This window comes from Mycobacterium toneyamaense (assembly GCF_055384815.1).
In genome coordinates this window covers 1758387-1782929 of record NZ_AP040333.1, presented here as the reverse complement: position 1 = coordinate 1782929, position 24543 = coordinate 1758387, and the positions used below count along the sequence as shown (strand labels likewise).

Annotated in this window: 22 protein-coding genes; 5 read left to right on the top strand and 17 right to left on the bottom strand. The window is 68.6% G+C overall.

Annotated elements, in window-relative coordinates; all coding sequences use genetic code 11:
- Positions 1 to 10: 10 nt before the first annotated feature.
- The 9 genes from ACZ5IQ_RS08650 to ACZ5IQ_RS08610 form a co-directional block, all read right to left on the bottom strand.
- Positions 11 to 217 (bottom strand): hypothetical protein, encoded by a 207-nt coding sequence (locus ACZ5IQ_RS08650; RefSeq protein WP_318985516.1) that lies wholly within the window; start codon positions 215 to 217, stop codon positions 11 to 13.
- Between the two features lie 175 nt (positions 218 to 392).
- Positions 393 to 1229, bottom strand: a complete 837-nt coding sequence (locus ACZ5IQ_RS08645) for a DegV family protein (protein WP_212812291.1) — start codon at positions 1227 to 1229, stop codon at positions 393 to 395.
- 2 nt (positions 1230 to 1231) lie between these two features.
- A complete protein-coding gene (gene octT / locus ACZ5IQ_RS08640; RefSeq protein ID WP_346414383.1) occupies positions 1232 to 1984 on the bottom strand; it encodes a diglucosylglycerate octanoyltransferase in 753 nt (250 codons plus the stop codon).
- A complete protein-coding gene (gene gpgP / locus ACZ5IQ_RS08635; RefSeq protein WP_346414382.1) occupies positions 1974 to 2642 on the bottom strand; it encodes a glucosyl-3-phosphoglycerate phosphatase in 669 nt (222 codons plus the stop codon). The genes octT and gpgP overlap by 11 nt, the downstream gene beginning before the upstream one ends.
- A complete protein-coding gene (gene rsfS / locus ACZ5IQ_RS08630) occupies positions 2639 to 3061 on the bottom strand; it encodes a ribosome silencing factor (RefSeq protein ID WP_064979345.1) in 423 nt (140 codons plus the stop codon). The genes gpgP and rsfS overlap by 4 nt, the downstream gene beginning before the upstream one ends.
- On the bottom strand, positions 3058 to 3672 hold the full coding sequence (gene nadD / locus ACZ5IQ_RS08625; RefSeq protein ID WP_346414476.1) for a nicotinate-nucleotide adenylyltransferase: 615 nt from the start codon (positions 3670 to 3672) through the stop codon (positions 3058 to 3060). Before nadD ends, rsfS begins: the two co-directional genes overlap by 4 nt.
- 70 nt (positions 3673 to 3742) lie before the next feature.
- Positions 3743 to 5188 (bottom strand): vWA domain-containing protein, encoded by a 1446-nt coding sequence (locus ACZ5IQ_RS08620; protein WP_318985520.1) that lies wholly within the window; start codon positions 5186 to 5188, stop codon positions 3743 to 3745.
- A gap of 10 nt (positions 5189 to 5198) precedes the next feature.
- Positions 5199 to 6089 carry an AAA family ATPase gene (locus tag ACZ5IQ_RS08615; RefSeq protein ID WP_346414381.1) on the bottom strand — a complete coding sequence of 297 codons (891 nt, stop codon included), beginning with the start codon at positions 6087 to 6089 and terminating at the stop codon, positions 5199 to 5201.
- Positions 6090 to 6101: 12 nt separating this feature from the next.
- A complete protein-coding gene (locus ACZ5IQ_RS08610; RefSeq protein ID WP_212812297.1) occupies positions 6102 to 7349 on the bottom strand; it encodes a glutamate-5-semialdehyde dehydrogenase in 1248 nt (415 codons plus the stop codon).
- Between the two features lie 56 nt (positions 7350 to 7405).
- Here ACZ5IQ_RS08610 and ACZ5IQ_RS08605 point away from each other — a divergent pair, with 56 nt between their 5' ends.
- The 4 genes from ACZ5IQ_RS08605 (at position 7406) to ACZ5IQ_RS08590 (ending at position 12575) form a co-directional block, all read left to right on the top strand.
- Complete coding sequence (locus tag ACZ5IQ_RS08605; RefSeq protein ID WP_212812298.1) at positions 7406 to 8272, top strand: ribokinase; 867 nt, start codon at positions 7406 to 7408, stop codon at positions 8270 to 8272.
- A gap of 60 nt (positions 8273 to 8332) precedes the next feature.
- Positions 8333 to 9583 carry a cytochrome P450 gene (locus tag ACZ5IQ_RS08600; protein WP_212812299.1) on the top strand — a complete coding sequence of 417 codons (1251 nt, stop codon included), beginning with the start codon at positions 8333 to 8335 and terminating at the stop codon, positions 9581 to 9583.
- A gap of 113 nt (positions 9584 to 9696) precedes the next feature.
- On the top strand, positions 9697 to 10875 hold the full coding sequence (locus tag ACZ5IQ_RS08595; protein WP_213020308.1) for a DUF2306 domain-containing protein: 1179 nt from the start codon (positions 9697 to 9699) through the stop codon (positions 10873 to 10875).
- A 92-nt stretch (positions 10876 to 10967) separates the two neighbouring features.
- Positions 10968 to 12575, top strand: coding sequence for an HNH endonuclease signature motif containing protein (locus ACZ5IQ_RS08590; RefSeq protein ID WP_406801266.1), 1608 nt, complete (start codon positions 10968 to 10970; stop codon positions 12573 to 12575).
- A 306-nt stretch (positions 12576 to 12881) separates the two neighbouring features.
- Here the strand turns inward: ACZ5IQ_RS08590 and ACZ5IQ_RS08585 are convergent, their stop codons facing one another.
- On the bottom strand, positions 12882 to 14924 hold the full coding sequence (locus ACZ5IQ_RS08585; RefSeq protein WP_464481133.1) for an NAD(+) synthase: 2043 nt from the start codon (positions 14922 to 14924) through the stop codon (positions 12882 to 12884).
- A gap of 58 nt (positions 14925 to 14982) precedes the next feature.
- Between ACZ5IQ_RS08585 and ACZ5IQ_RS08580 the strand changes: the two genes are divergently transcribed.
- Complete coding sequence (locus tag ACZ5IQ_RS08580; protein ID WP_406775714.1) at positions 14983 to 15822, top strand: NAD-dependent protein deacetylase; 840 nt, start codon at positions 14983 to 14985, stop codon at positions 15820 to 15822.
- Here the strand turns inward: ACZ5IQ_RS08580 and ACZ5IQ_RS08575 are convergent.
- The 7 genes from ACZ5IQ_RS08575 to rne form a co-directional block, all read right to left on the bottom strand.
- The gene (locus tag ACZ5IQ_RS08575; protein ID WP_406775713.1) at positions 15798 to 17105 is read right to left on the bottom strand and encodes a protoporphyrinogen/coproporphyrinogen oxidase; all 1308 of its coding nucleotides are present in this window, start codon (positions 17103 to 17105) and stop codon (positions 15798 to 15800) included. The genes ACZ5IQ_RS08580 and ACZ5IQ_RS08575 overlap by 25 nt on opposite strands.
- A 4-nt stretch (positions 17106 to 17109) precedes the next feature.
- Positions 17110 to 17733: a PIG-L deacetylase family protein gene (locus ACZ5IQ_RS08570; protein WP_020102177.1), complete on the bottom strand. Its 624-nt coding sequence runs from the start codon at positions 17731 to 17733 to the stop codon at positions 17110 to 17112.
- A gap of 131 nt (positions 17734 to 17864) precedes the next feature.
- Complete coding sequence (proB, locus tag ACZ5IQ_RS08565; RefSeq protein ID WP_212812306.1) at positions 17865 to 18986, bottom strand: glutamate 5-kinase; 1122 nt, start codon at positions 18984 to 18986, stop codon at positions 17865 to 17867.
- Entirely contained in the window at positions 18983 to 20443 is a 1461-nt protein-coding gene (obgE, locus tag ACZ5IQ_RS08560) for a GTPase ObgE (protein WP_406775712.1), read from the bottom strand. The genes proB and obgE overlap by 4 nt, the downstream gene beginning before the upstream one ends.
- 80 nt (positions 20444 to 20523) lie before the next feature.
- Entirely contained in the window at positions 20524 to 20781 is a 258-nt protein-coding gene (rpmA, locus tag ACZ5IQ_RS08555; protein WP_020102180.1) for a 50S ribosomal protein L27, read from the bottom strand.
- Between the two features lie 18 nt (positions 20782 to 20799).
- Positions 20800 to 21123: a 50S ribosomal protein L21 gene (gene rplU / locus ACZ5IQ_RS08550; protein WP_020102181.1), complete on the bottom strand. Its 324-nt coding sequence runs from the start codon at positions 21121 to 21123 to the stop codon at positions 20800 to 20802.
- Positions 21124 to 21315: 192 nt separating this feature from the next.
- Positions 21316 to 24321 carry a ribonuclease E gene (rne, locus tag ACZ5IQ_RS08545; protein WP_406775711.1) on the bottom strand — a complete coding sequence of 1002 codons (3006 nt, stop codon included), beginning with the start codon at positions 24319 to 24321 and terminating at the stop codon, positions 21316 to 21318.
- Between the last annotated feature and the right edge of the window lie 222 nt (positions 24322 to 24543).

The window sequence follows — 24543 nt, the reverse complement described above, 5'->3', positions numbered from 1 at the left end:
CCAAAAGCATTCACAGCCGGTACATTTCGCGCGCCATGAGCGCGTCTTCGATGAAGTCGAAGTGTGTCTCGTAGACCGGGTTCTCCGGGTGGTGCTCGTCGGCCAGCCGGTGCATGGCCTGGCCGACGGAGCGCTCCATGTTGGTGATCCACTGGGGCACCGTGGGTGCGTGAAACGGCAGGGCGTGGGTCCAGCCGAGGTTCAGTGTGTGGCTCATCGTCGTCACCTTTCAATCGGGGTTCGCGGCGACGGAGTGCCGCGCGGGATTTCAGAGTGCGACGACGACGGCGCCGGATCGCGAGTAGACGGGTACTCGAAAACCGACCAGCGCCGCGCGCTTACCCGCGTAGTTGTTGGCCGACTGCCGGAAAAGCTCCCCGCTGCCGGGGCCGCTAGTCCTGCGTATTGACGATGACGCCGACGGCGCCGGAGCCGACATGCACCGCCAGCACCGGCCCCATGTCGGTCACGACAAGTGAATCGACCTGGGGCAGGCGGGAAGTCAGTGCGGCGCCGATCTGCGCGGCGTCGTCGTGGTTGTCGACGTGGTGTACGGCGATCGCTGCGGGCCGCTCACCGACCAGCGCGACCACCCGTTCGATCATCGCGGCATGAGCCTTGGCCACGGTTCGGATTCGCTGATCGAGCACCAGCCGGCCGTCGATGTCCAACTGCAGCAACGGCTTCAGCGACAATGCGGTGCCGAGCCAGGACGCGGCGGTGCCGATGCGGCCACTACGCCGCAGGTTGTCCAAACGGTGGACGACGATGAACCCGTGCTGCCGCCCGGATTCCGCACGCGCCAGCGCCTCAACGGCATCCAGATCCGCGCCGGCCGCTGCAGCGCGGGCTGCAGCCAGCGCGACGAAGCCGACCCCCATCGCCGCCGATCGCGAATTGACCACGCGCACAGACGAACCCAGCTCACGGCCCACGGCCGCGGCGGAACTGAACGTGCTCGACAGACCGGCCGACAGATGCACCGCCACGACGCCGTCGCCGCCGCTGTCGGCCAGCGCCTGCTTGTAGACGTCGGTCAGATCCGCGGGCGCCGCGCCCGAGGTGGACACATGCGACCGGTCCTGGATGTCCTGCGGAATCGGGTCGATCCCGTCCTGGTAGTCGGTGCCGTCCTGCAGCACATGCAGCGGCACGACCCGGATGTCCCAGCGCTTCAACTCATCTGGGTCAAGCCGAGCCGACGAGTCGGTGACCACCACCACTGCCATGGCTAGTCGTCGGTCCGCTGCGACACCACACCGGCCTCGGCCAGCCCCTTGAGCATCAGTTCGGCGACGGCACGGTGCGCCTCGAAGTTCCAGTGGATACCGTCCGGGTTGGCGCGGCCCGACATCACCTCGTCACCGACGGCGGCCTTGAGGTCGACGACCGGAATCTGCTTCCCCTCAGCCCAATCGGTGATCGCCGCGACGGTGGCGTCGCGCCAGCGGTGCGAGCTGCCGTAGGTCTCCGCGATGTGCACCGACGGGATGGTGGCGACGAACGGAATGCCCGGGCGGTTGAAATCGATTGCCCCGCGGGTCTCTTCGAGATATTCGACCGTCAGGTGCGCCGGCAGCGCGGGCCGCGCGATCGGTGACAGCCGCGGCTGCAGCCAGCCGTAACCGTCGCGCACGATGCGGCGCAGCCACGGCGGCCGCACGTAGCGGATCAGTTCCCGCAGTGCCGTCGGCAACGGCGACGGCAGCGAGTCCATGCCGCACGTCGCGAAGATCACCGCGCCGGCCTTCGGCAACGCCGCCCACGACCGCGGATCCTGCGTCGCGGCCCACCACACGTCGCGGCAGGTCCAGCCGATGCGGCCGATCAGCTCGAGGTCCCAACCGAGTTGGGACGCAACGATGTTGGGCCAGATGCGTGGATCGTCGGACGGCAGCCCGCCGGTCGGCCCGTAGTAGGACAGCGAGTCGCAGAAGACGAGAAGGACAGGCTTCTGCGAGGCAGTCGGCGTGTCAGAGGACATCGTTGGCCACCTGAGCCGAGGCGTTCCACACATCCAGGCGCCACTTCACCGGATCGTCGTCGGCCAGTCCGGCACTGTGCCCCGACAGCTGCACCCAGCTGGCGTTGCCCATGCCGCCGAGGATCGGCCAGTTGTCGACCGGCAGCTCCAGCAGGGCCGCGGTCAGCGCGGCGATCAGCCCGCCGTGCGCGACGAGCACCACGGGGCGGTCGACCTCGTCGACACCCCATTCGGGCAGATTGCGCAGCTGCTCCTGCACCACCGGAAGGGCGCGGTTCGCCACGTCCACCCGGCTCTCGCCGTTGTGCGGCGCCCAGCGGGCATCGTCACGCCAGGCCAGCCGCGCACCGGGCGCAATGTCGTCGACCTCGTGATGGGTCAGGCCCTGCCAGTCCCCGAGGTGTGTCTCGCGTAGCCGCTCATCGATCGACACCGGCATCCCGGCCTGCTCCCCCAGCGTCGTCGCGGTGTCGAGGGCGCGGCGCAGATCGGAGGACACGATCACCAGGGGCTGACGCTTGGCCAGCACCTCGGCCGCCGCCACCGCCTGCGCCCGGCCCAGATCACTGAGGTCGGTGTCGAGCTGGCCCTGCATCCGGCTCGTGGCGTTGTACTCCGTCTGACCGTGACGCAGCAGCAGGAGGCGGCGGTTCCTCACTCTCGGCCCTCGGCGGACTCGTCGGATGCGTCGTCTCCGTCGGGGTTGACCGGCAGCTCACCGTCGAGGTCGACCTCGACGGCCGGACAGTCCCGCCACAGCCGGTCGAGCGCGTAGTACTCGCGCTCCTCCTGGTGCTGGATGTGCACCACGATGTCGACGTAGTCGAGCAGCACCCAGCGGCCCTCGCGGGCACCCTCGCGACGGGCCGGCTTGTGGCCCGCCCAGCGCATCTTCTCCTCGACCTCGTCGACGATGGCGTTGACCTGGCGGTCGTTGGACGCGGAAGCGATGACGAAGTAGTCGGTGATGACCAACTGATCCGAGACGTCGATGACGCTGATGTTCTCGCCCAGCTTGGCGGACGCCGCGCGGGCGGCGACCGTCGCCATGCTCAGGGCTTCGGGGGTGGCGGTCATGAACTCTCCTGCTTGTTCGTGGCTTGATAGAGGCCACGTTTGGACACGTATTGGACGACGCCGTCGGGCACCAGGTACCAGATGGGCCGGTTGGCCTGGGCGCGGCGACGGCAGTCGCTCGACGAGATGGCCAGCGCAGGCACCTCGACCAGGGTCAGGGCGTCGAGCGGCAGTTCTTTCTGTGCCGCCTCGATGTGTTTCCCGTCCAGCTCGTAGCCGGGCCGGCTGACCCCGATGAACCGGGCCGTGGAGAACAGTTCCTCCCAGTTCTGCCACGACAGGATCGAGGCCAGCGCGTCGGCGCCGGTGATGAAGAACAGGTCGGTGTCCGGGTTCTGCCGGGCCAGGTCGCGCAGAGTGTCCTTGGTGTAGGTCGGGCCGCCGCGGTCGATGTCGACCCGGCTCACGGAGAACCGCGGGTTGGCGGCCGTCGCGATGACCGTCATCAGGTACCGGTCCTCGGCGGCGGTGACGTGCCGATCGCGCTTCTGCCAGGGCTGCCCGGTCGGCACGAAGATCACTTCGTCGAGTTCGAACAGGTCGGCCACCTCGCTGGCCGCGACGAGGTGTCCATGGTGGATGGGGTCGAACGTCCCACCCATCACGCCCAGCCTGCGTCGAGTCACGATTGGCCAGCTTACTGGAGCCCCTGATACCCGCGAACGTGCGTGTTTGCGGGAATCAGACGGGCAGCAGGTTGTCGATCACCGACGCGAGCTGCTTCGCGGACCGGCATTCGTGCATGGTGATGACGTCCTGGTACTTGGCCGTCGCCGAGTCGCCGCTGCCCCACAGGTGCTTGGGCTCGGGGTTGAGCCAGTGCGCGTGCCGGCTGGCGTTCACCATGTGTGCCAGCAGGTCGGCCTGCGGGTTGCGGTAGTTGTTGCGGCCGTCGCCGAGCACCAGCAGGGCCGTGCGGGGCGAGAGCGCATTGGGCCACTTGTCCATGAACGAGACGAACGCGTGGCCGTAGTCCGAGTGCCCGTCCCGCGTGTAGACGGCGGCCTCGCGGGTGATCTTCTGCACCGCGACGGCCAGGTCGGCGTCGGGGCCGAACAGCTCGGTGACTTCGTCGGTGGTGTCGATGAAGGCGAAGACCCGCACCCGCGAGAACTGCTGACGCAGGGCATGCACCAGCATCAGCGTGAAGTGGCTGAAGCCCGCGACGGAGCCGGACACGTCGCACAGCACCACCAGCTCGGGACGGGCCGGGTGCGGTTTCTTGAGGACGACCTCGATGGGCACGCCGCCGGTCGACATCGACTTGCGCAGTGTCTTGCGCAGGTCGATCTGGCCGGCATGGGAACGACGCCGACGCGCCGCGAGCCGGGTGGCCAGCGTACGGGCCAGCGGCGCAACGACATTACGCATCTGCCGCAGCTGATCGCCTGACGCCCTGAGGAATTCGACGTTCTCGGCCAGCTGCGGAATACCGTAGGTCTGCACGTGGTCGCGGCCGATCTGCTCGGCGGTGCGCCGCTTGGTCTCCGACTCGACCATGTGCCGCAGCTGCGAAATACGCTTGGCGGCAATCGCTTTGGCGATCTGCTCCTGCGTGGGCGTGGGCTCGTCGCCGTACGGCGCCAGCAGTCCGGCCAGCAGCTTGCCTTCGAGCTGGTCCAGCCCCATGGCCTTGAGCGCCTGATACGACGAGTACGACGGGCCGCGACTCGAGTTGTACTTGCCGTAGGCGTCGACGATCTGCGCGATCATCGCCATCAGGCGGTCGTCAAGGTTCGCCATGTCCGCGTCGGACAGCAGGTCGATCAGCGCCGCGCGCATGCCCTCGACGTCCTCGGGCGGGATCCGGTCGGGCCGGTTCTCCGGATCCTCGTCGTCGTCGAGTTCCAAGACCGCCCGATCCCCCATGGCCGCGGGGAACCACAGGTCGAACAGCGCGTTGTACGTCTCGCGGTGGTCGGGCCGGCGCAGCACCGCACACGCCAGACCCTCGCGCAGCACCATGCGGTCACCCAGTCCCAGGGTGGCCATCACCCGGCCGGCGTCGACGGTCTCCGACGGCCCGACGTTGATGCCCACCTTGCGCAGGGCCTCCACGAACCCCACGAGGTGGCCCGGAATGCCATGCGGGGCAAGCGGTTGCGCGGGCGTGCGGGCGACGGCCATGCGGACTCCCCTAGTTCAGCTTCAACTCGCCGATGGCGCGCTGCTGATCTGACTGGTGTTTGAGCACCACACCCAGCGTCGCGGCGATCATCTCGTCATCGATGGTGTCCATGCCCAACGCCAGCACCGTCCGGCCCCAGTCGATGGTCTCGGCGACCGACGGCAGCTTCTTGAGCTGCATGCCGCGCAGCACACCGATGATCCGGACCAGCTCGTCGGCGATCTTCTCCGGCAGCTCGGGCACCCGGGACAGCAGGATGCGCCGTTCCAGATCGGGGTCAGGGAAGTCGATGTGCAGGAACAGGCAGCGACGCTTGAGCGCCTCGGACAGTTCACGGGTGGCGTTCGACGTCAGCACGACCAGCGGTGTCTGCTGCGCCGTGATGGTGCCGAGTTCGGGCACGGTGACGGCGAAGTCGGACAGGATCTCCAGCAGCAGGCCTTCGATCTCGATGTCGGCCTTGTCGGTCTCGTCGATCAGCAGCACGGTGGGCTCGGTGCGGCGGATGGCCGTCAGCAGCGGCCGGCTCAGCAGGAACTCCTCGCTGAACACGTCCATCTTGGTCTGGTCCCAGTCACCAGACTGCTGACCCGATTGGATGCGCAAGATCTGCTTGGCGTGGTTCCACTCGTACAGCGCGCGGGCCTCGTCGACGCCCTCGTAGCACTGCAGCCGCACCAGCTCCGACCCCGTGCACTGGGCGATGGCCCGGGCCAGTTCGGTCTTGCCGACACCCGCCGGTCCTTCGATCAGCAGCGGCTTGCCCAGCCGGTCCGCCAGGAAAACCGCTGTGGCCGTTGCGGTGTCGGGCAGGTATCCGGTTTCGGTGAGTCGCTTGGCGACGTCATCGATGGCGGCATTTTCGCCGAACAGCGGCACCGAACGAGCGGGTGTACTCAAGTTCTTCTCCTCTTACACGGGCCGGGTCTGGCCGTCGCCCCACACGATCCATTTGGTGGAGGTCAGTTCCGGCAGCCCCATCGGACCGCGCGCGTGCAGCTTCTGGGTCGAGATGCCGATCTCGGCGCCGAAGCCGAACTGCTCACCGTCGGTGAAGGCCGTCGACGCGTTGACCATCACGGCGGCAGCGTCCACCTGCTCGGAGAACCGCTGGGCCGCAGCAAGATTGGTCGTGACGATCGCCTCGGTGTGCCCGGTGCCGTACTCGTTGACATGCGCGATGGCGCCGTCGACACCGTCCACCACGGCCACCGCCATGTCCAGCGACAGGAACTCGGCGCGCAGCTCGTCTTCGCTCGGGTCCAGATGCACCGTCACCCCGGCGTCCTGCAGCGCGGTCACCAGCCGCGGCAGCGCGGTGTCGGCGATGGCCCGGTCCACCAGGAGGGTCTCGGCCGAGTTGCACACGCTGGGACGGCGGGTCTTGGAGTTCAGCAGGATGCTCTCGGCCATGTCGAGATCGGCGGCCTCGTGAACGTAGACGTGGCAGTTGCCGACACCGGTCTCGATGGTCGGCACGGTGGCGTCGCGCACCACGGCGTCGATCAGGCCGGCGCCGCCGCGCGGGATCACGACGTCGACCAGCCCGCGAGCCTGGATCAGGTGGGTGACGCTGGCGCGGTCCTCGCTGGGCAGCAGCTGCACCGCGTCCTCGGGCAGGCCCTCGGCGGCCAGCGCCGCCCGCAGTGCGGTGACCAGAGCCGCGTTCGACCGGGCTGCCGACGAGCTGCCGCGCAGCAGCGCCGCGTTGCCGGACTTCAGCGCCAGCCCGAAGGCGTCGACCGTCACATTGGGCCGGCTCTCGTAGACCATGCCGACCACGCCGAGCGGCACCCGCTGCTGACGAATCTGCAGACCATTGGGCAGCGTGCTGCCGCGCAGCACCTGACCCACGGGGTCCGGCAGCCCGGCGACCTGCCGCAATCCGGCGGCGATGCCGTCGAGGCGCTGGGGGTTCAGGGCCAGGCGGTCGATCATCGCCTCGGCGGTGCCGGCGGCGCGTGCGGCGTCGATGTCCTCGGCGTTGGCGGCGAGCACCAGGTCCGCGGCGGCGAGCACGGCATCGGCCGCGGCGTGCAGCGCGCGGTTCTTGGCTTCGGTGGTCAGCGTGGCCAGCACGCGCGACGCGACGCGGGCCCGCCGGGCGGCGTCATGCACCTGCTGACGCAGATCGGTGTCCGTAGCTGCGTGCACACTCATTAACCCAGGGTAACGAGGTATCGGCGGTCCGGGCCGGTCGGGGCTACGGTGGCCCGGTGACTCGCATCACTGTCGTGGGCAGCGTGAACATGGACCTGGTCTTCGATTTGGCCGACCTGCCGGGACCGGGGCAGACGGTGCTGGCGTCGTCATTGCATTCGGAGCCCGGCGGCAAGGGCGGCAATCAGGCCGTCGCGGCGGCCCGGGCGGGTGCCGATGTCCAGCTCGTCGCCGCGCTCGGAGCCGACGCCACGGGCGGCGCGCTGCGAAAGCACTTGCAGGACAACGGCGTCGGTCTGGTCGCGACCGTCAGCCTGCCGGTCCCGAGTGGTACCGCGGCGATCATGGTCGGCCACAACGCCGAAAACATGATCGTGGTGGCGCCGGGCGCCAACGGACACCTGACCCTGGACTCCGCACACGTTCGCGCGGTGGTCGCCGATTGCGACGTGCTGTTGCTGCAGCTGGAGATCCCGCCGGCCACCGCGCTGGCGGCGGCGCGGCTGGCGAAGGACGCCGGCGCGACGGTCGTGCTGAACGCCTCTCCTGCCGGCACCGATCCGGAGGTGCTCGCCGCGCTGGCCGCCGTCACCGACGTTGTGATCGTCAACGAAACCGAAGCCGCCCAATGGCATTGGCCCGTCCCACACCTGGTGATCACGCGGGGCGCCGACGGCGCGGAGCACCGCACGGCGGACGGTGAGACACAGGTCCCGGCGCCCCGGGTCGAAGCCGTCGACACCACCGGCGCGGGTGATGTCTTCGCCGGCGTTCTGGCTGCGGGTTGGACCGCGGACCCCGCGCATGCCCTCCGGCGGGCCGTCACAGCCGGCGCGCTCGCCACCCTGACACCCGGTGCCGGCGATTGCGCACCGCGAGACGAGGTCATCGAGGACGCGCTGGAAGACGACGCGTCAAACTGACGCGCAGATATACGCCACTTGGCGGATGATCTGCCGGCCGCGACGCCGGATAGTCGACGCATGACCATTGCCAGCGGTATTCCGAGCGTCTTCGACGTCACGCTTCCGGCGATCGACTATTCGGGCGCGCAAAGCCCCGACGAAGCGCAGGCGATCCTCGCGCCGGCGCGGGCGCAGTCGCCGATCGCGATGGGGCCGCACGGGCAGGAGGTGCTGACCTACGACCTCGCGCACGAAGTGCTGCGCGATCCGCGATTCCGGATACCCCAGGGCATGTTCCTCGTGGCGCAGGGCATCACGTCGGGCCCGGTGTGGGACCGCGTCAGCGCATCGATCATCAGCATCGACGGTCCCGAACACACCCGCCTGCGCCGACTGATCGCGACGGCCTTCAGCCGCCGCGCCATCGAACGCCTGCGCACCACGGTCGTCGACGTCGTCAGCGATCTGATCGACCGCCAGGTGGCCCGCGGGCACTGCGACGTGGTGACCGATATCGCGCGCCAGTACCCGACCCCGGTCATCTGTGCGCTGCTCGGCGCCCCCGCCGAGGACTGGGCACAATTGTCGGCCTGGGTGGACGATTTCATGCAGGCCTTCGACTGGCACGTCGCCGAACACGAGACCGCGATCCTGACCGCGTGGGACGCGCTTGATGACTACATCGACGACATGGTTGCCCGTCGGCGCGACAATCTCACCGACGATCTGATCTCGGATCTCATCCGCGCCGAGGAGGACGGTGACCGGCTCAGTGCCGACGAACTGCGCATGCTGTCCACCGGCCTGCTGGCGGCCGGCACCGACACCACCCGCAACCAGGTGGCCGCTTCGGTACAGGTCCTGTGTGAGCACCCGGACCAGTGGGCGCTCCTGGGGGCGCACCCGGATATGGCCGACCGTGCCGTCGAAGAGACCATGCGGCACTCCCCCATCGTGATCAGCTCGCTGCGGATGGCCCGCGAGGATGTCGAACTCGCCGGAATGCTGTTTCCCGCAGGAACTTTCCTGCAGGTGAACACCGGCGCGGCCAACCGCGACCCCGCCGTGTACGACGATCCCGACCGCCTCGACATCACCCGCGCGGGCGCCCCGGCGATGCAGACCTTCGGCGCCGGGATGCACTACTGCCTCGGCGTGCACCTGGCCAAGATGGAGCTGGCCGAAGCGCTCGCCCTCATGACCCAGCGCATGCCCAACGCCCGCGTGACCGGGCCGGTGCCGTGGAAACCGTTGGTGGGCCTGAGCGGACCGCTCACCCTGCCCATCGCCTTCGACCCCGTCGATCAGTCATGGCGGGCGGCTTCCTGAGCGAGCTGTCTGCGCGCGCCGAGTGAGGGTGCCACCGCCCAAAACCACACAGACGTTGCGATTCAGCAAATACTGCGGGTTTGCCGTGGGTGGTCCTAGAATCTGACGTTCAAATGGACGGTCACAAGGGAATCGCGGTGTCACGGCGATTCTTCGTGCTCACGGTCGCCATCGCCGTCTTCTATGTACCGCTGGCACTCAATTACACCTGGCCACTTTTCGCCCCTGGCTTGGCGCGCTGGCAGGACGCCGTCAACACCGTCATCAACGGTGATCACTACGCGATCGGTGACGGGTCCGTCGAGTCGGTACGCCACGGCGCCTACGCCGAGCATCGCGTGGTTCTCATGGTGCACACCACGTTGGCCGGACTTGCCTTGACTCTGGGGCTGTTTCAGTTCTCGTCGCGGCTGCGCAACCGCCGGCCGGCGGTGCATCGCTGGATCGGCCGCAGCTATCTGGCACTGATGTCCATCAGCATGCTGACCGCGTTGGTGTTCCTGTACGTCACGCCGCCGGCCCAGCACTTCATCGGCCCGGCATTCGAAACCCAGTTGCGCGCCTTGGCAATCGGCACCCTCGGCAGCGCGTGGTACGCGGTCTACGCGATCCGCCGCCGCGACGTGATCACGCACCGGGCCTGGATGACCTACGGCATCGCCCTGATGATGACGGCGCCGTTGCTGCGCGTGATCTGGATCGGGATTCAGCCGCTGATCCCCCAACACGATCTGCTGACCAACATCGGCGTGGGCTCCATCGTCCTCGGCGTCGTCGCGCCCGGCAGCGCGGTGTTCGCGTTCATGCTGACGCAACGATCGTCACCCGACACCCAAATCGGTTCGGCTCCAAGGTGTTCGGCTCCAAGGTGGACGTACGGCGCTGCCGTGGGATTGGCGATTGCCGGCTCACTCGCCTACGCCGGCCTCGTGGTGCGACTGCCGGCGCCGATACCGCACGGCCTCGCGCTCTTTCATCTCGTACCGGCCTGGATCAGCATCGCAATCGCCGCACGTGGGGTGTTCCGTGCCCGCGCCGCGGGAGATGTGGCGCGCGAACGGCAGTGGCGCTGGCTGTTGTGGGGCTTCGCCGCGGCCCCGACGGCGGCCGCCTTGTACGCGCAGATCGTGCCGCCGGCCTTCACGACGGCCGACGCCGTTCTCGCCGGCGGCATGGACGGCCCGGTCATCCCGATCACCGTCGCCTTCGCGCTGGTGGTGCGTGCGGCCGCGCGGTCTCAGCGTCGGACCGACGACGACCTTGATGAGCCGAACGTGCTCGCCGCCGCGTGAGCGCGGCGGCAAGTTATCCACAGAACGCGATTCATCCACAATCTGCGCCTGCCACGTAGTTTGAAGCGGTCGAGATCGCTAAAATCGAACATATGTACGAGGAACTGGTGATCGAAACCAGGGAAGCCGACGACGCTTCCCTGGTCGACACGATGACCAGCGCAATACGGGCCGAAGCCCAGAGTGCCGCCCGCCGGCTGGCTGCCATCGCCGAACTCACCCACCGCCGCTGCATCGACCACGAGGACCGCGACCTGTGGGCGTGCGACGGCTGGGACGCCGCGGCGTGCGAGATCGGCGCGGCCCTGACGATCAATCGCTGGCAAGCCGCCAGTCAGATGCACCTCGCGCTCGCACTGCGTGACCGGCTCCCACACGTCGGCGCCCTGCTGGCGCGCGGGGACCTATCACTTCCGTTGGTCACCCTGATCTGCTGGCACACCGAGTTCGTGCAAGACCCCGCAGCGCTCGCCCTCATCGACACCGCCATGGCCGGCAGCGCGCGCGAATGGGGACCGTTGTCGAAGGCCGACACGATCCGGCAGATCGACAGCTGGATCGAGAAGTTCGACCCGGCCGCGGTGCGTCGTAGCCGTAACGCCGTCCGCGGTCGCGATGTCGAGTTCGGCAAGCCGGGTGACCCCGCAGGCGTCACGTCTGTCTGGGGTCTGTTACTGACCACCGACGCCGAACTGCTCAAGCGCACCCTCACCGCCATGGCCTACGAGGTCTGCGACGACGATCCCCGCAGCCTCGCCCAGCGCCGCGCCGACGCGTTGGGCATCCTGGCCGTCCGTGGCGATCGGCTGCCCTGTCACTGCGGCAAACCCGACTGCCCGGCAGCCGGAGCCGATCCGCGCGCCGCAGCCGTCGTCATAAATGTCTTGACTGGCGCTGCGCCACAACCGATCAGCGATCCTCTGCTCGATGCGCCGGAGGCCGCACCGCCGGTGACGGCAAACACTCCGGTCGCCGAGGCACTCGCGCCTCTGCCTGAGCCCGAGCCTGTCGTCGACCAGAGCGTGGTCGGCTATCTGTCCGGCGGGCCGGTGATACCCGCGGTGGTCATGGCAGACCTGGCCGCCCGGGGTGCGAGCGTGAAAATGGTTACCACGCCGCAGGTTCCGGCCGACGGGCAACCGCGGTACCGGCCGTCGACCGCGCTCGACCGCTACGTGCGGATGCGGGACATCACCTGCATGCACCCCGGCTGCGACCGCCCCGCCGTGGACGCCGACCTCGACCACACCATCCCCTGGCCGGCCGGAGCCACGCATCCCGGCAATCTCAGCCCGAAGTGCCGCAAGCACCACCTGGTCAAAACGTTCTACAGCGGCGCAACCGGATGGCACACCCGGCAGAACCCGGACGGCACCATCGTGTGGACCGCACCCACCGGGCATACATACACGACCGTGCCCGGTAGCCGAATCCTGTTTCCCGACAGGCACTTCCCTACCACAGCGCCGCCACCATCGGCAGCGCCGCCACCATCGGCTACGGCGACCACCAGCGATCAACCCGGTCGCGACCTCATGATGCCCACCCGCCGGCGCACCCGCATCGACGACCGCGCTCGACGTACCCGGCACGAGCGCAAACTCAATTGGGCCGAGCTCTTGGCGTCGGAGTCGACCGCCGAAGCCAAACTCCAACTCGCCCAACAACTCATCGACGGCGACAGCTCGCCACCGTTCTGAAGCCGGTGCGGCTACACGGCCACCGAGGACACGTTGATGACCCCGGCCGACGTGAAGCTCTGGTACGGCGTGGTCGAGGCGAGTTGATCGGGGTGCCGTGGAAACTCGGGTCGGTCGGCATCACGTCGGATGTGTAGAACTGCCCATCCTGGTCGACCCATTGGAAGCGGTCCAGTCAGTTGAGGTCTCGCTCGTCAGGAGCTGGTTCTGGATGGGGCTCGCCGGATCGAGCGTGATGAGGTCGTCGACCGTGCCGTGGATGATCAGGGTAGGTTTTCTGCTGCGGGGTCAGGAACGCCGGCCCGTTCAGGCCTCCGGCACGTTACGGTCGATCTCGTCGAGCCAGATGCGCGCCGACATGTCCGACGGCGCCCGCCAGTCCCCGCGCGGGGACAGCGCGCCACCGGCCGACACCTTCGGGCCGTTGGGCAACGCCGACCGCTTGAACTGGCTGAACGAGTAGAACCGCTGGACGAAGACTTTCAGCCAGTGCCGGATGTCGGCCAGGGAGTACGCCACGTGCTCGTCGTCGGGGAAGCCGGCCGGCCAGTCACCGGCATCGACATCGCGCCAGGCATGCCAGGACAGGAACGCGATCTTCGATGGCCGGAAGCCGTACCGCAACACCTGGAACAGCGAAAAGTCCTGCAGCGCATACGGTCCCACCTTGGCCTGGCTGCTCTGCACTGCCTGACCATCGGTCGCCGGAACCAGTTCCGGGGTGATCTCGGTGTCCAGCACCGACTGCAACACGTCGTTGACGTCGGCATTGAACTGACCCGAGGAGATCACCCACCGGATCAGATGCTGGATCAGGGTTTTCGGCACCCCGCCGTTGACGTTGTAGTGCGACATCTGGTCGCCGACGCCATAGGTGGACCACCCCAGGCCGAGCTCGGACAGGTCGCCGGTACCCAGCACGATGCCGCCACGCTGGTTGGCCAACCGGAACAGGAAGTCGGTGCGCAGACCGGCCTGCACGTTCTCGAACGTGACGTCGTATACGGCCTCGCCGCGGGCGAACGGGTGCCCCATCTCGGCCAGCATCAGCCGCGCGGTGTCTCGAATGTCCAACTCGGAGAACGTGACTCCGAGCGCCTTGGCCAGCGCGGTCGCGTTGTTCTTGGTGTGGTCGCCGGTCGCGAAACCCGGCATGGTGAAGGCCAGGATGTCGCTGCGCGGCCGGCCCTCACGGTCCATCGCCTTGGCCGCAACGATCAGCGCATGCGTGGAATCCAGCCCGCCGGACACCCCGATCACCACCGTGGGGAAGTTCAGCGCCCGCAGCCGCTGTTCCAGACCGGACACCTGGATGTTGTACGCCTCGTAGCAATCCTGTTGCAGCCGAGCCGGATCCGCGGGCACGAACGGGAACCGCTCGACCTCGCGCAGCAGACCGATATCGCCGGCCGGCGGCGCCAGCGTGAATCCGATCCGGCGGAAGCCCGACGTCCGGTCTGCGAAGGTGCGCCGGTTGTCGTCGAATGTGCCCATCCGCAGCCGCTCTGAGGCCAGCAACTCGGTGTCGACGTCGGCGACCGAGCGTCGCTCCCCGCGCGGAAACCGCTCGGATTCGGCCAGCAGCACACCGTTTTCGTAGATCATGGTCTGGCCGTCCCACGCCAGATCCGTCGTGGACTCGCCCTCTCCCGCGGCCGCGTAGACGTACGCCGCCAGGCATCGCGACGACGCCGACCGGGCCAGCAGCTTGCGGTCGTCGGCCCGGCCGATGGTGATCGGGCTGCCCGACAGGTTGGCCAGCACCGTCGCACCGGCCAGCGCGGCCGTCGCGCTCGGCGGCACCGGCACCCACATGTCCTCGCAGATCTCCACATGCAGCACGAAATTCGGCAGATCGGCGGCGGCGAACAACAGGTCGGGGCCGAACGGCACGTCGACCCCGTTCAGCCGGATGGTCCCCTCGACATCATCACCGGCCGCGATCTGACGGGATTCGTAGAACTCGCGGTAGGTCGGCAGGTACGACTTGGGCACCACGCCCAGGATCGCGCCGCGGTGGATGACCACCGCGGTGTTGTAGATCCGGTGCCGGTACCGCAGCGGCGCACCGACCACCAGCACCGGCAGTAGCTCGGCGGACGCCTCGACGATGGTCGCCAGCGCCTCGGTCGTCGACTCCAGCAGCGTGTCCGACAGCAGGATGTCCTCGATCGAGTACCCCGACAGGGTCAGTTCGGGGAACACCGCCAGCGCGACGGCGTCGTCATGGCACTCCCGGGCCAGGCGCAGCACCGACTCGGCGTTGGCCGCCGGGTCCGCGAGCGCGGTGTGGTGCGTGCATGCAGCCACGCGGACGAATCCGTGCCGGTAGGCGGAGTAGAAGTCCACGTCTCGATTGTTGCACCGACCCGTGGTGCAACTCCGTGGACGGCCTACCCTCGATGAGGTGCAGGCTCCTGAACTGGTCAATCTTCTGGCCGACCGGCGGCTCGCCGTGCTGACCGGCGCCGGCATCTCCACCGATTCGGGTATTCCGGACTATCGCGGGCCGGACTCGCCGCCGAGCAATCCGATGACCATCCAGCAGTTCCTGTCCGGTCCGGCATTCCGGCAGCGGTACTGGGCCCGCAACCACATCGGGTGGCGGCACATGGCTGCCCGCCGGCCCAACGCCGGCCACCGCGCCGTGGCCGCCCTGGAACGGGCCGGGCTGGTGACGGGCGTCATCACCCAGAACGTCGACCTGCTGCACACCAAGGCCGGTTCCCAGACGGTGGTGAACCTGCACGGCACGTACGCGCAGGTCGTCTGCCTGAGCTGCGGCCACACCATGACCCGCGCCGCGCTGGCCGTCGAGCTGGAACGGCTCAATCCCGGGTTCACCGAACGCGCCGAAGTCGGCAGTATCGGCGTCGCGCCCGACGCCGACGCGACGGTCGAGGACACCGCGACATTCCGGTACCTCGACTGTCCGCGCTGTGGCGGCATCCTCAAGCCCGACATCGTGTACTTCGGCGACAGCGTGCCCAAAGACCGGGTGCAACAGGCGTACGGCCTGGTCGACGACGCCGACGCGCTGGTGGTCGCGGGCTCGTCGCTGACGGTGTACTCGGGCTACCGGTTCGTCCGGCACGCCGCGGCGGCCGGCAAACCCGTCGCGATCATCAACCGCGGGCCCACCCGGGGCGACGACCTGGCCACGGTCAAGATCGACAGTGGCTGTTCGGAAATCCTCGCCCTGCTGGCCAGTGAACTGCCGGCTCAGAACCTGTCCGGGTGCCAGTAGACGTCCTCGGGTGTGCCGGACAACGCGTTGTCCACGGCCTCGCGGCCCTGCATGTAGCCGTAATCCTGATTCGACGACTCGTAGCGCCAGCCACCGAAGCGGCCCCGGCTGTGGATGCCGTGCGCGCGCAGCCGCTCGTCGACGGTCCGCACGATGTCGTCACGGCCCAGGGTCGGCACCGGATAGCCCATCGGCACTTCCCGCACGAACCGGCTCACCACGTACGCCGACTCGGCCCCCAGCGCCCGCAGTGACTCCTCGGTGCGCCGCACCGCGTCGTCGGCGGTCAGTGTTTGCCCGGGCAGCAGCGGGACCTCGCACAGCACGTTCCAGCGGCCGTCGCCGGCGTTGGCTGGGTCGTAGTTGTTGAGCATCGTGGCCCGGTACCACGGCACGCCCAGGTCGGGGCAGTACAGCCAGGTCTTGTCGGCCAGCGCCTCCGGCGCCGCACCGCGGTACCCCAATCCGACCGCGTAGATGCGACTGGCGCACAAGCTGTTTCGCTCGGCCGTCCCTTCGGCGCCGGCGCCACCGAGCCAGCCCCAGGCCGTCGTCAACGGCGCCGAGCTGACACAGTGGTCGTACCCGACGGTCGAGCCGTCGTCCAGGGTGGCGACCCGCCGCACGACGTCGACGTCGACCACCCGGGTGCGCAGCCGCACCGTCCCGGGCTCCAGCAGCTGATCGTGCACGCCCTGCCACAGCGCACCGGTGCCGCCGATCGGATAGGGAAAACTGCCCGCGGCTGCCGGCGCCGAACCGGCCAAACCGAGGCGCGGCACGTTCGGCGCGGCGCTGCCGCTGCGCAACGACGTCCATTCGTGGTCGATGTCCTCGAGTGGGGCCGTCCACATCTTGTAGTTGTAGGGGCCGAAAAACTCGTCAAAAAGTTTGCCACCGAAATTGTTCCGGTAATAGTCGGCGAGGTTGTGCAGCGGGGCATCCGGGTACAGGTCGGTCGGCATCTCGGCGAGTTGCTGCTGGATGGGTGTGGGCACCAGACTCTGCGGCCCGCTGCCCTCGAGCCACACCCAGCCGTTACGGGCGACGTCGTTCATCTTCACGCCCGAGGCGTCGACCGCGCGGTCGAACTCCGCGAAGTGACTGTGCAGCACGTGGCCGCCAAGATCCCAGGTGAAGCCGTGTTCGTCGCGGACCGACGTGGCCATGCCGCCGACCTGATCGCCGGCATCCACCACCAGATGGTCGACCCCGAGTTCGGTCAGCCGGACGGCAGCGCCCAACCCCGTCGGGCCGGCGCCGACAATGAGAAAGGTCGGCACAGGGTCAGAAATCGACGACCAGTCGGGCCGGTTCGAAGCCCTCGGCGAATGCCCGGCGGCACAGGAAGCCGTAGTGCTCAGCGGAACTGCGCACCCACGAGGCACTGACCTTCTCGCTGGCCTCGGCCTGCGACACGTGCGACATCAGGGCTTCGATCTTCTTGTCCAGCGAGTCGGAGATGTCGACGAACGCCGTCGGATTGAAACCGATGGCCGACGGTCCGCCGTACGTCATGATCGACGACACCCAGCGCGCGGCACCGAGAGTACACCGCGAGACCACCCGGTGATCCTGGTGACTGTCGTTGGCCGTGTGGGTGTAAACGATTGTGGCAGAAGACTTTTCGATGGCGTCTTCGATCAGGTGGACGAGCTCGAACTCCTGCAGCGAAACGCGGCAGTCGCCGAAGCCCTGACCCCACAGCAGTTCGTGGACGCCGAGCACCTCCACCGCGCGGAGCTGTTCACGCACCCGCTCCTGCGAGTCGCCGGGCCCCTCCTCGCCGCGGGTCACCACCAACATCGTGACCCGGTCGCCGGCCGCGACATGCTTTGCCAGCGCACCCCCGCAGCCCAGTTCGATGTCATCGGGATGCGCGCCGACCGCCAGCACGGACTGTCTCGCCATCGCCCCCTCAATTCTGTTTGCTGCGTCAGGTGTCGAAGGCAGCATAACCCTAATTTAATGGGTAGGCCTTCTCCAGCAGGGAAAACACCGAACGAGGCGTCGATTCTAGCCAAATACACACGAAGTCGACGTCAAATTGCTACCAGATCATCGGCATGCACCGCGGGTCGGCGCAGCTCGACGGGCAGTTCGGGCGTGGACCGGCCGATGATGCCCGCGAGCTCGGAATCTTCGTAGGCCACGACGCCCCGCGCCACCGCGGTGCCGTCGGGACCGTGCAGCTCGACGACATCGCCGCCGTGGAAGCGCCCGGCAACCGCGGTGATCCCGGCGGGCAGCAACGATTTTCTTTGCCCGACGACGGCCCGCACCGCGCCGGCGTCCAGCGTCAGGGTCCCCGTCGTCTCGGCCGCGTAGCGCACCCAGAACCGCCGCGCCGACATGCGCTCGGGACGCGCCGCAAAGACCGTACCCACCGACGCGTCGGTCAGCGCGGCGGCAGCGTCGCTGGCGGCCGCCAGCAGGACCGGCACACCGGCATCGGCGGCCAGCAGCGCAGACGACAGCTTGGAGGCCATACCGCCCGTGCCCAGGTGACTGCCCCCGGTCGCCGATACGCCGTCGAGGTCACCCGACGCGGCGACCTCGGGAATGAAGCGCGCGTTGCCCTTGCGGGGGTCGCAGTCATACAGACCGTCGATGTCGCTCAGCAGGATCAGCGCGTCGGCCCCCACCAGCTGCGCCACCAGTGCCGACAGCCGGTCGTTGTCGCCGAACCGGATTTCGTTGGTGGCCACGGTGTCGTTCTCGTTGACGATCGCCACCGCGTGCAACGCCCGGAGCCGGTCCAGCGTGCGCTGCGCGTTGTTGTGCTGCGCGCGCTGGGCGATGTCGTGGGCGGTGAGCAGTACCTGCCCGACGGTCCGGTCATACCGGCCGAACGCCGCGCTCCACGAGTTGACCAGGGCCACCTGCCCCACGCTGGCCGCGGCCTGCTTGGTGGCCAGGTCCGTCGGGCGCCGGCTCAGACCGAGCGGCTCAATGCCCGCGGCGATGGCGCCGGACGACACGATCACGACGTCCGAACCGGCCTTCATCCGCTTCTCGATGGCGTCGGCCAGCGTAGCCAGCCGGCCGGCGTCGAACATGCCGTTGGGCGCGGTCAGGGCCGTGGTGCCGATCTTGACGACGACGCTGCGTGCGGTGCGCACGGCCTCGCGATGCGCCGAGACCGTGCCGGAGCCCTGCGTCACAGGTCTTCCTCGGCATCCTCCGCTGACCGACGGCGCTCCTTACGGGCCGCCTTGCGTTCCGCGGCCCCGACGCGATCGGTCTGTTCCAGGCGAATGTCGGTGCCGCGACCGGACATCTGCATGTCGACACCCGCGGGCGTCTGCGGCTCCCAGTCGAACGTGACGTCGCCGATGGTCACCGCGCAGCCCGCGCGGGCGCCCATCTTGAGCAGTTCGTCCTCGACGCCCAGGCGCGCCAGGCGGTCACCGAGATAGCCGACGGCCTCGTCGTTGTCGAAGGCCGTCTGGGCGATCCAGCGTTCCGGCCGGGTGCCGCGCACGATGAAGCCGCCCGAGCCGTCCGATTCGACGGTGAAGCCGGTCTCGTTGACCGCGACGGGCCGGATGATCGGCCGGCGCGGGGCCACGACCGGCTGCGCGGCACGGTATGCCGCGACGATGTCCCACAGGGCAAAGGTCAACGGGCGCAGACCATCTCGGCTCACGGTCGAGATTTCGTAGACGGGCCAGCCGTACTTGGCCGCCACCTCGTCCTTCACGAAGTCGGCGAGTTCGCGGGCGTCGGGCACATCGATCTTGTTGAGCAGCACCGCGCGGGGGCGCTCGGCCAGGTCACCCAGGGTCGAATCCCCTTGCAGCGTGGGCGTATACGCGGCCAGCTCGGCCTCGAGCGCCTCGATGTCGGAGATCGGGTCGCGGCCCGGTTCGAGGGTCGCGCAGTCGACCACATGCACCAGCACGGCGCAGCGCTCGATGTGCCGCAGGAAGTCCAGGCCCAGGCCGCGGCCTTCCGAAGCACCGGGGATGAGGCCCGGGACGTCGGCGACGGTGAAGGTGTTGTCGCCCGCCGACACCACTCCCAGGTTGGGCACGAGTGTGGTGAACGGGTAGTCCGCGATCTTCGGCTTGGCGGCCGAGATGGCCGACACCAGAGAGGATTTACCGGCCGACGGGAAACCGACCAGGCCCACATCGGCGACCGTCTTGAGTTCGAGGGTGAGATCCCGGATCTCGCCCTTCTCCCCCAGCAGCGCGAAACCGGGCGCCTTGCGGGCCCGCGAGGCCAGCGCGGCGTTGCCCAGCCCACCGCGGCCACCCGCGGCGGCCTCGAAGCGGGTACCGGCGCCCACCAGGTCGGCCAGCATGCGGCCCTGCTCATCGAGCACGACGGTGCCGTCGGGCACGTGGACCTCGAGATCGGCGCCCGCGGCGCCGTCGCGGTTGCTGCCGGCGCCGGGCTTACCGGACGGCGCGTCGACGTGCGGGCGGAAGTGGAAGTCCAGCAAGGTGTGCACCTGCGGGTCGACGACCAGGACGATGCTGCCGCCCTTGCCGCCGTTACCGCCGTCCGGCCCACCGAGCGGCTTGAACTTCTCCCGGTGTACCGATGCACAGCCATTGCCGCCGTTGCCGGCGCGTGCGTGGATCACCACACGGTCAACGAACCGGGGTGCCATCTGACGTCCTCTCCCTCAAGAAAAAGAAAAGCTGCCACGAGGCGAAACCTCGTGGCAGCTTCACACCTCGTGGGAAAAGGTTAAGCCTCGACCGGGACGATGTTGACCGTCTTGCGACCACGCTTGGAGCCGAAGAGCACCGAGCCGGCGGCCGTGGCGAACAGGGTGTCGTCGCCACCGCGACCGACGTTCACGCCCGGGTGGAAGTGAGTGCCGCGCTGACGGACGAGGATCTCGCCGGCCTTGACGACCTGGCCGCCGAAACGCTTGACGCCCAGTCGCTGGGCGGCTGAATCGCGACCGTTACGAGAGCTGGACGCGCCCTTTTTATGTGCCATGTCTGTTCGCTCCCTTACTTACTTGATGCCGGTGACCTTGACGACCGTCAGCTGCTGACGGTGGCCCTGGCGCTTGTGGTAGCCGGTCTTGTTCTTGAACTTGTGGATACGGATCTTCGGGCCCTTGGTGTGCTCGAGCACCTCACCGGTGACAGCGACCTTGGCCAGCGCGTCGGCACTGGTGGTGACCTTCGCACCCTCGACCACGAGAGCGACGGGCAGCGACACCGAGGCGCCCTGCTCAGCGTCGAGCTTCTCGATCTTGACCACGTCACCGACGGCAACCTTGTACTGCTTGCCACCAGTCTTGACGATTGCGTACGTGGCGTTATCGGCTGCCATCGTTGGTGTTCCTCTGTTCTTCGTTTCGTCTACTGCGGGGCGCGCGCCACCCGAAGGCTGCGAGCGCGGGTCTTAGGTTGGAGCGGCGCGGGCGTCCGCAGCTCTCCATGTCGCCGGTGTCGGCCAGGCGACAACTGGTCAAGGGTACGTGACCAGTTAATCGAGGGTCAAACCGCGTGGACCCTCACGGCATCAGCCATCGACACCTCCGACCGGCGGACCGGCGGGACGGGCCGCAGCGCGGCGCCGCTGCCGGACGACGGGAACCTGGGCGACGACCGGTTCAGCGGGCTGATCAGCCTCGTCCTCGTCGTCGTCCTCGTCGTCTTCGTCGTCCTCATCCGAGTCGTCCTCGTCCGAGTCGTCGTCTTCGTCGGTGTCGTCGTCGAGGTCCAGCTCATCGCTGTCGTCGTCGCCGTCCTCGAAGTCCTCGTCGAGCTCGACTTCGAGCTCATCGTCTTCCGAGTCCTCGTCGTCTTCCGACTCGTCCGCGTCGTCGTCCTCGACGTCCTCGTCGGCGTCCAGCTCGGTCAGCACCTCGGCGGACTCGACGGCGTCGCCGTCGGCCGCTTCGTCGGCCAGGCCCTCGGTGTCCTCGGTGGCGTCCTCGTCGTCGAGCTCGTCCTCGTGCTTGCCGTTCGCGGCCGCCATGGCCTTGAACATCGGGTGCTCGCCCTGCGGATGCGACGGCACCTTGGCCACCGGCGTCTCCTCGGCGCGCGGCGCGGCCTTCTTGGCGCGCTTGCTGCGCCGGCCGCCACCACCGGCGCCGCCGGCGGCCTCGGCCTTCCGGCCGTTCGCCGACGCGGTGTCCACCGGATCGCCGTGCAGCATGATGCCGCGGCCCGCGCAGTGCGGACACGTCGTGGAGAACGCCTCGATCAGGCCGGTGCCGAGCCGCTTGCGGGTCAGCTGCACCAGTCCGAGGGAGGTGACCTCGGACACCTGGTGGCGGGTCCGGTCCCGGGCCAGCGCCTCGGTCAGACGGCGCAGCACCAGGTCACGGTTGGATTCGAGCACCATGTCGATGAAGTCGATGACGATGATGCCGCCGATGTCCCGCAGCCGCAGCTGACGGACGATCTCCTCGGCCGCTTCGAGGTTGTTGCGGGTGACCGTCTGCTCCAGGTTGCCGCCCGAACCGGTGAACTTGCCGGTGTTGACGTCGACGACGGTCATGGCCTCGGTGCGGTCGATCACCAGGGTGCCACCCGAGGGCAGCCAGACCTTGCGGTCCATCGCCTTGGCCAGCTGCTCGTCGATGCGGTACACGGAGAACACGTCCGGACCCGTGGGCCCGCCGGCGGGCTCGTACTGCGAGATGCGCGAAAGCAGTTCGGGCGCAACCGAGTTCACGTAGCCGTTGATGGTGTTCCAGGCCTCGTCACCCGACACCACGAGCTTGGAGAAGTCCTCGTTGAACAGGTCGCGGATGACCTTGACCAGGACGTCGGGCTCTTCGTACAGCGCCACCGCGGCGCCGGCGGCCTTGGCCTTGGTCTCGGCAGCCGTCGTCTCGATCTCGGTCCAGCGTTCCTGCAACCGGTTGACGTCCGCGCGGATGTCCTCTTCCTTCACGCCCTCGGACGCGGTGCGGATGATCACACCGGCGTCGGCGGGCACGACCTCCTTGAGGATTTCCTTCAGGCGCTGGCGCTCGGTGTCCGGCAGCTTGCGGCTGATGCCGGTCGACGACGCCCCCGGCACGTACACCAGGTAGCGACCGGCCAGCGAAATCTGCGTGGTGAGGCGCGCGCCCTTGTGCCCGACCGGGTCCTTGCTGACCTGGACGACGACGTAGTCGCCGGGCTTGAGCGCCTGCTCGATCTTGCGGTTGTTGCCGCCGAGGCCGGCAGCCTCCCAGTTGACCTCACCGGCGTAGAGCACACCGTTGCGGCCCCGGCCGATGTCGACGAACGCCGCCTCCATCGAGGGCAGCACGTTCTGCACGATGCCGAGGTAGATGTTGCCGACCAGGCTGGCCGACGCGGCGGACGTCACGAAGTGCTCGACCACCACGCCGTCTTCCAGCACGGCGATCTGGGTGTACCGGGCACCTTCGTGCGGCGGTTCGGTGCGGATCTTGTCGCGCACCACCATCACGCGCTCGACGGCTTCGCGGCGGGCCAGGAACTCGGCCTCGCTCAGGATCGGCGGCCGGCGCCGGCCCGCGTCCCGGCCGTCACGACGGCGCTGACGCTTGGCCTCGAGCCGGGTGGACCCGGTGATGCCCTGGATTTCGTTGTTGTCCGACTTGGTGCGCGGGGCGCGCTCGTGGACGACGGTGTTGGGCGGGTCGTCGGGCGAACCGGCCTCACCGTCGGCATCGTCACCGCCGGCACCGCCCGACTTGCGGCGGCGACGACGGCGGCGACGGCGGCTGGCACCGTCGGACGCGTTCGCGTCGTCGTCACCGGCGTCTTCGTCGGCCTCGCCGTCGGTGTCCTCGTCACCTTCGGCCGACGCATCCTGCGTCTCGCCTTCGGCGTCACCGTCGGTGGCGTCGTCGCTGCTCTGTTCACCCCGGCCGCGGCCACGACCCCGGCGGCCACGACGGCGGCGCCGGTTGGCGGGCCGCTCGCCGTCTTCGTCGGTGCCGTCCTCGCCACCCTCGTCGGCGGCGTCGGCCGCATCGTCGGCGGTGTCGTCGTCGGCGAAGTCGTCGGGCTCGGCGGGCGGCCGGAATGTCACGGGCTGCGGCGCCACGAACAGCGGCAGGTAGTCGGCGGGCTCGGCAGCGGGCGCCGGGACCGTCTCGAGCAGCAGGCGGGACTCGGGCTCGTCTTCGTCGGGCTCCGCGGCACCGGCATCGGCCGCCTCGCGGGCGATCTCGACGGCGGCTTCGGCGACGTCGACGGCTTCGACGGCGACCTCGGCGGTCACTTCGGTGCTTTCGCTGACGACCTCGACCAGCACTTCGGCCGCCGGCTCGACGGTCGCGGCCGGTGCGGGGTCCTGCGTCGCCTCGCCACCGAGTCCCAGCAGGTCACGGACCCGCTCGGCCTCGGCGCGCGTCACCGTGGACGCCGGGTTGCGGGGCCTACCGTCGACCCCGGCGAGGGTCTCGGTGATCTTCTTGCTGGTCGTCCCGAGGATCCGGGCGAGCGAGAAAATCCGCAGGCGCTCGGGGAGCTCTATCGGCTCCGCTGCGCTGCTGGCGTCTTCGGATCGGGCTTCAAGTTGGGCATCGTCGGCCACGTATTCTCCTCAAGCCCCCGGGCGCGTCGTGCGACGCGGCCACGCGAGGGCTTCTTGTATTGGCTCGGGGAACTTCTCCCGAGATTGTTGTGGTCTCGCACCTAGCGGCCCACGGGGAGCCCTCGGTGCCTGGCTGAATGATGGCTGGACGGTCGGCGCCGCACCCGGATTACTCCGGGTGGTCGCGTCGTCTAAGTCTTCATCCGGGCGTCCGCTCCTGGT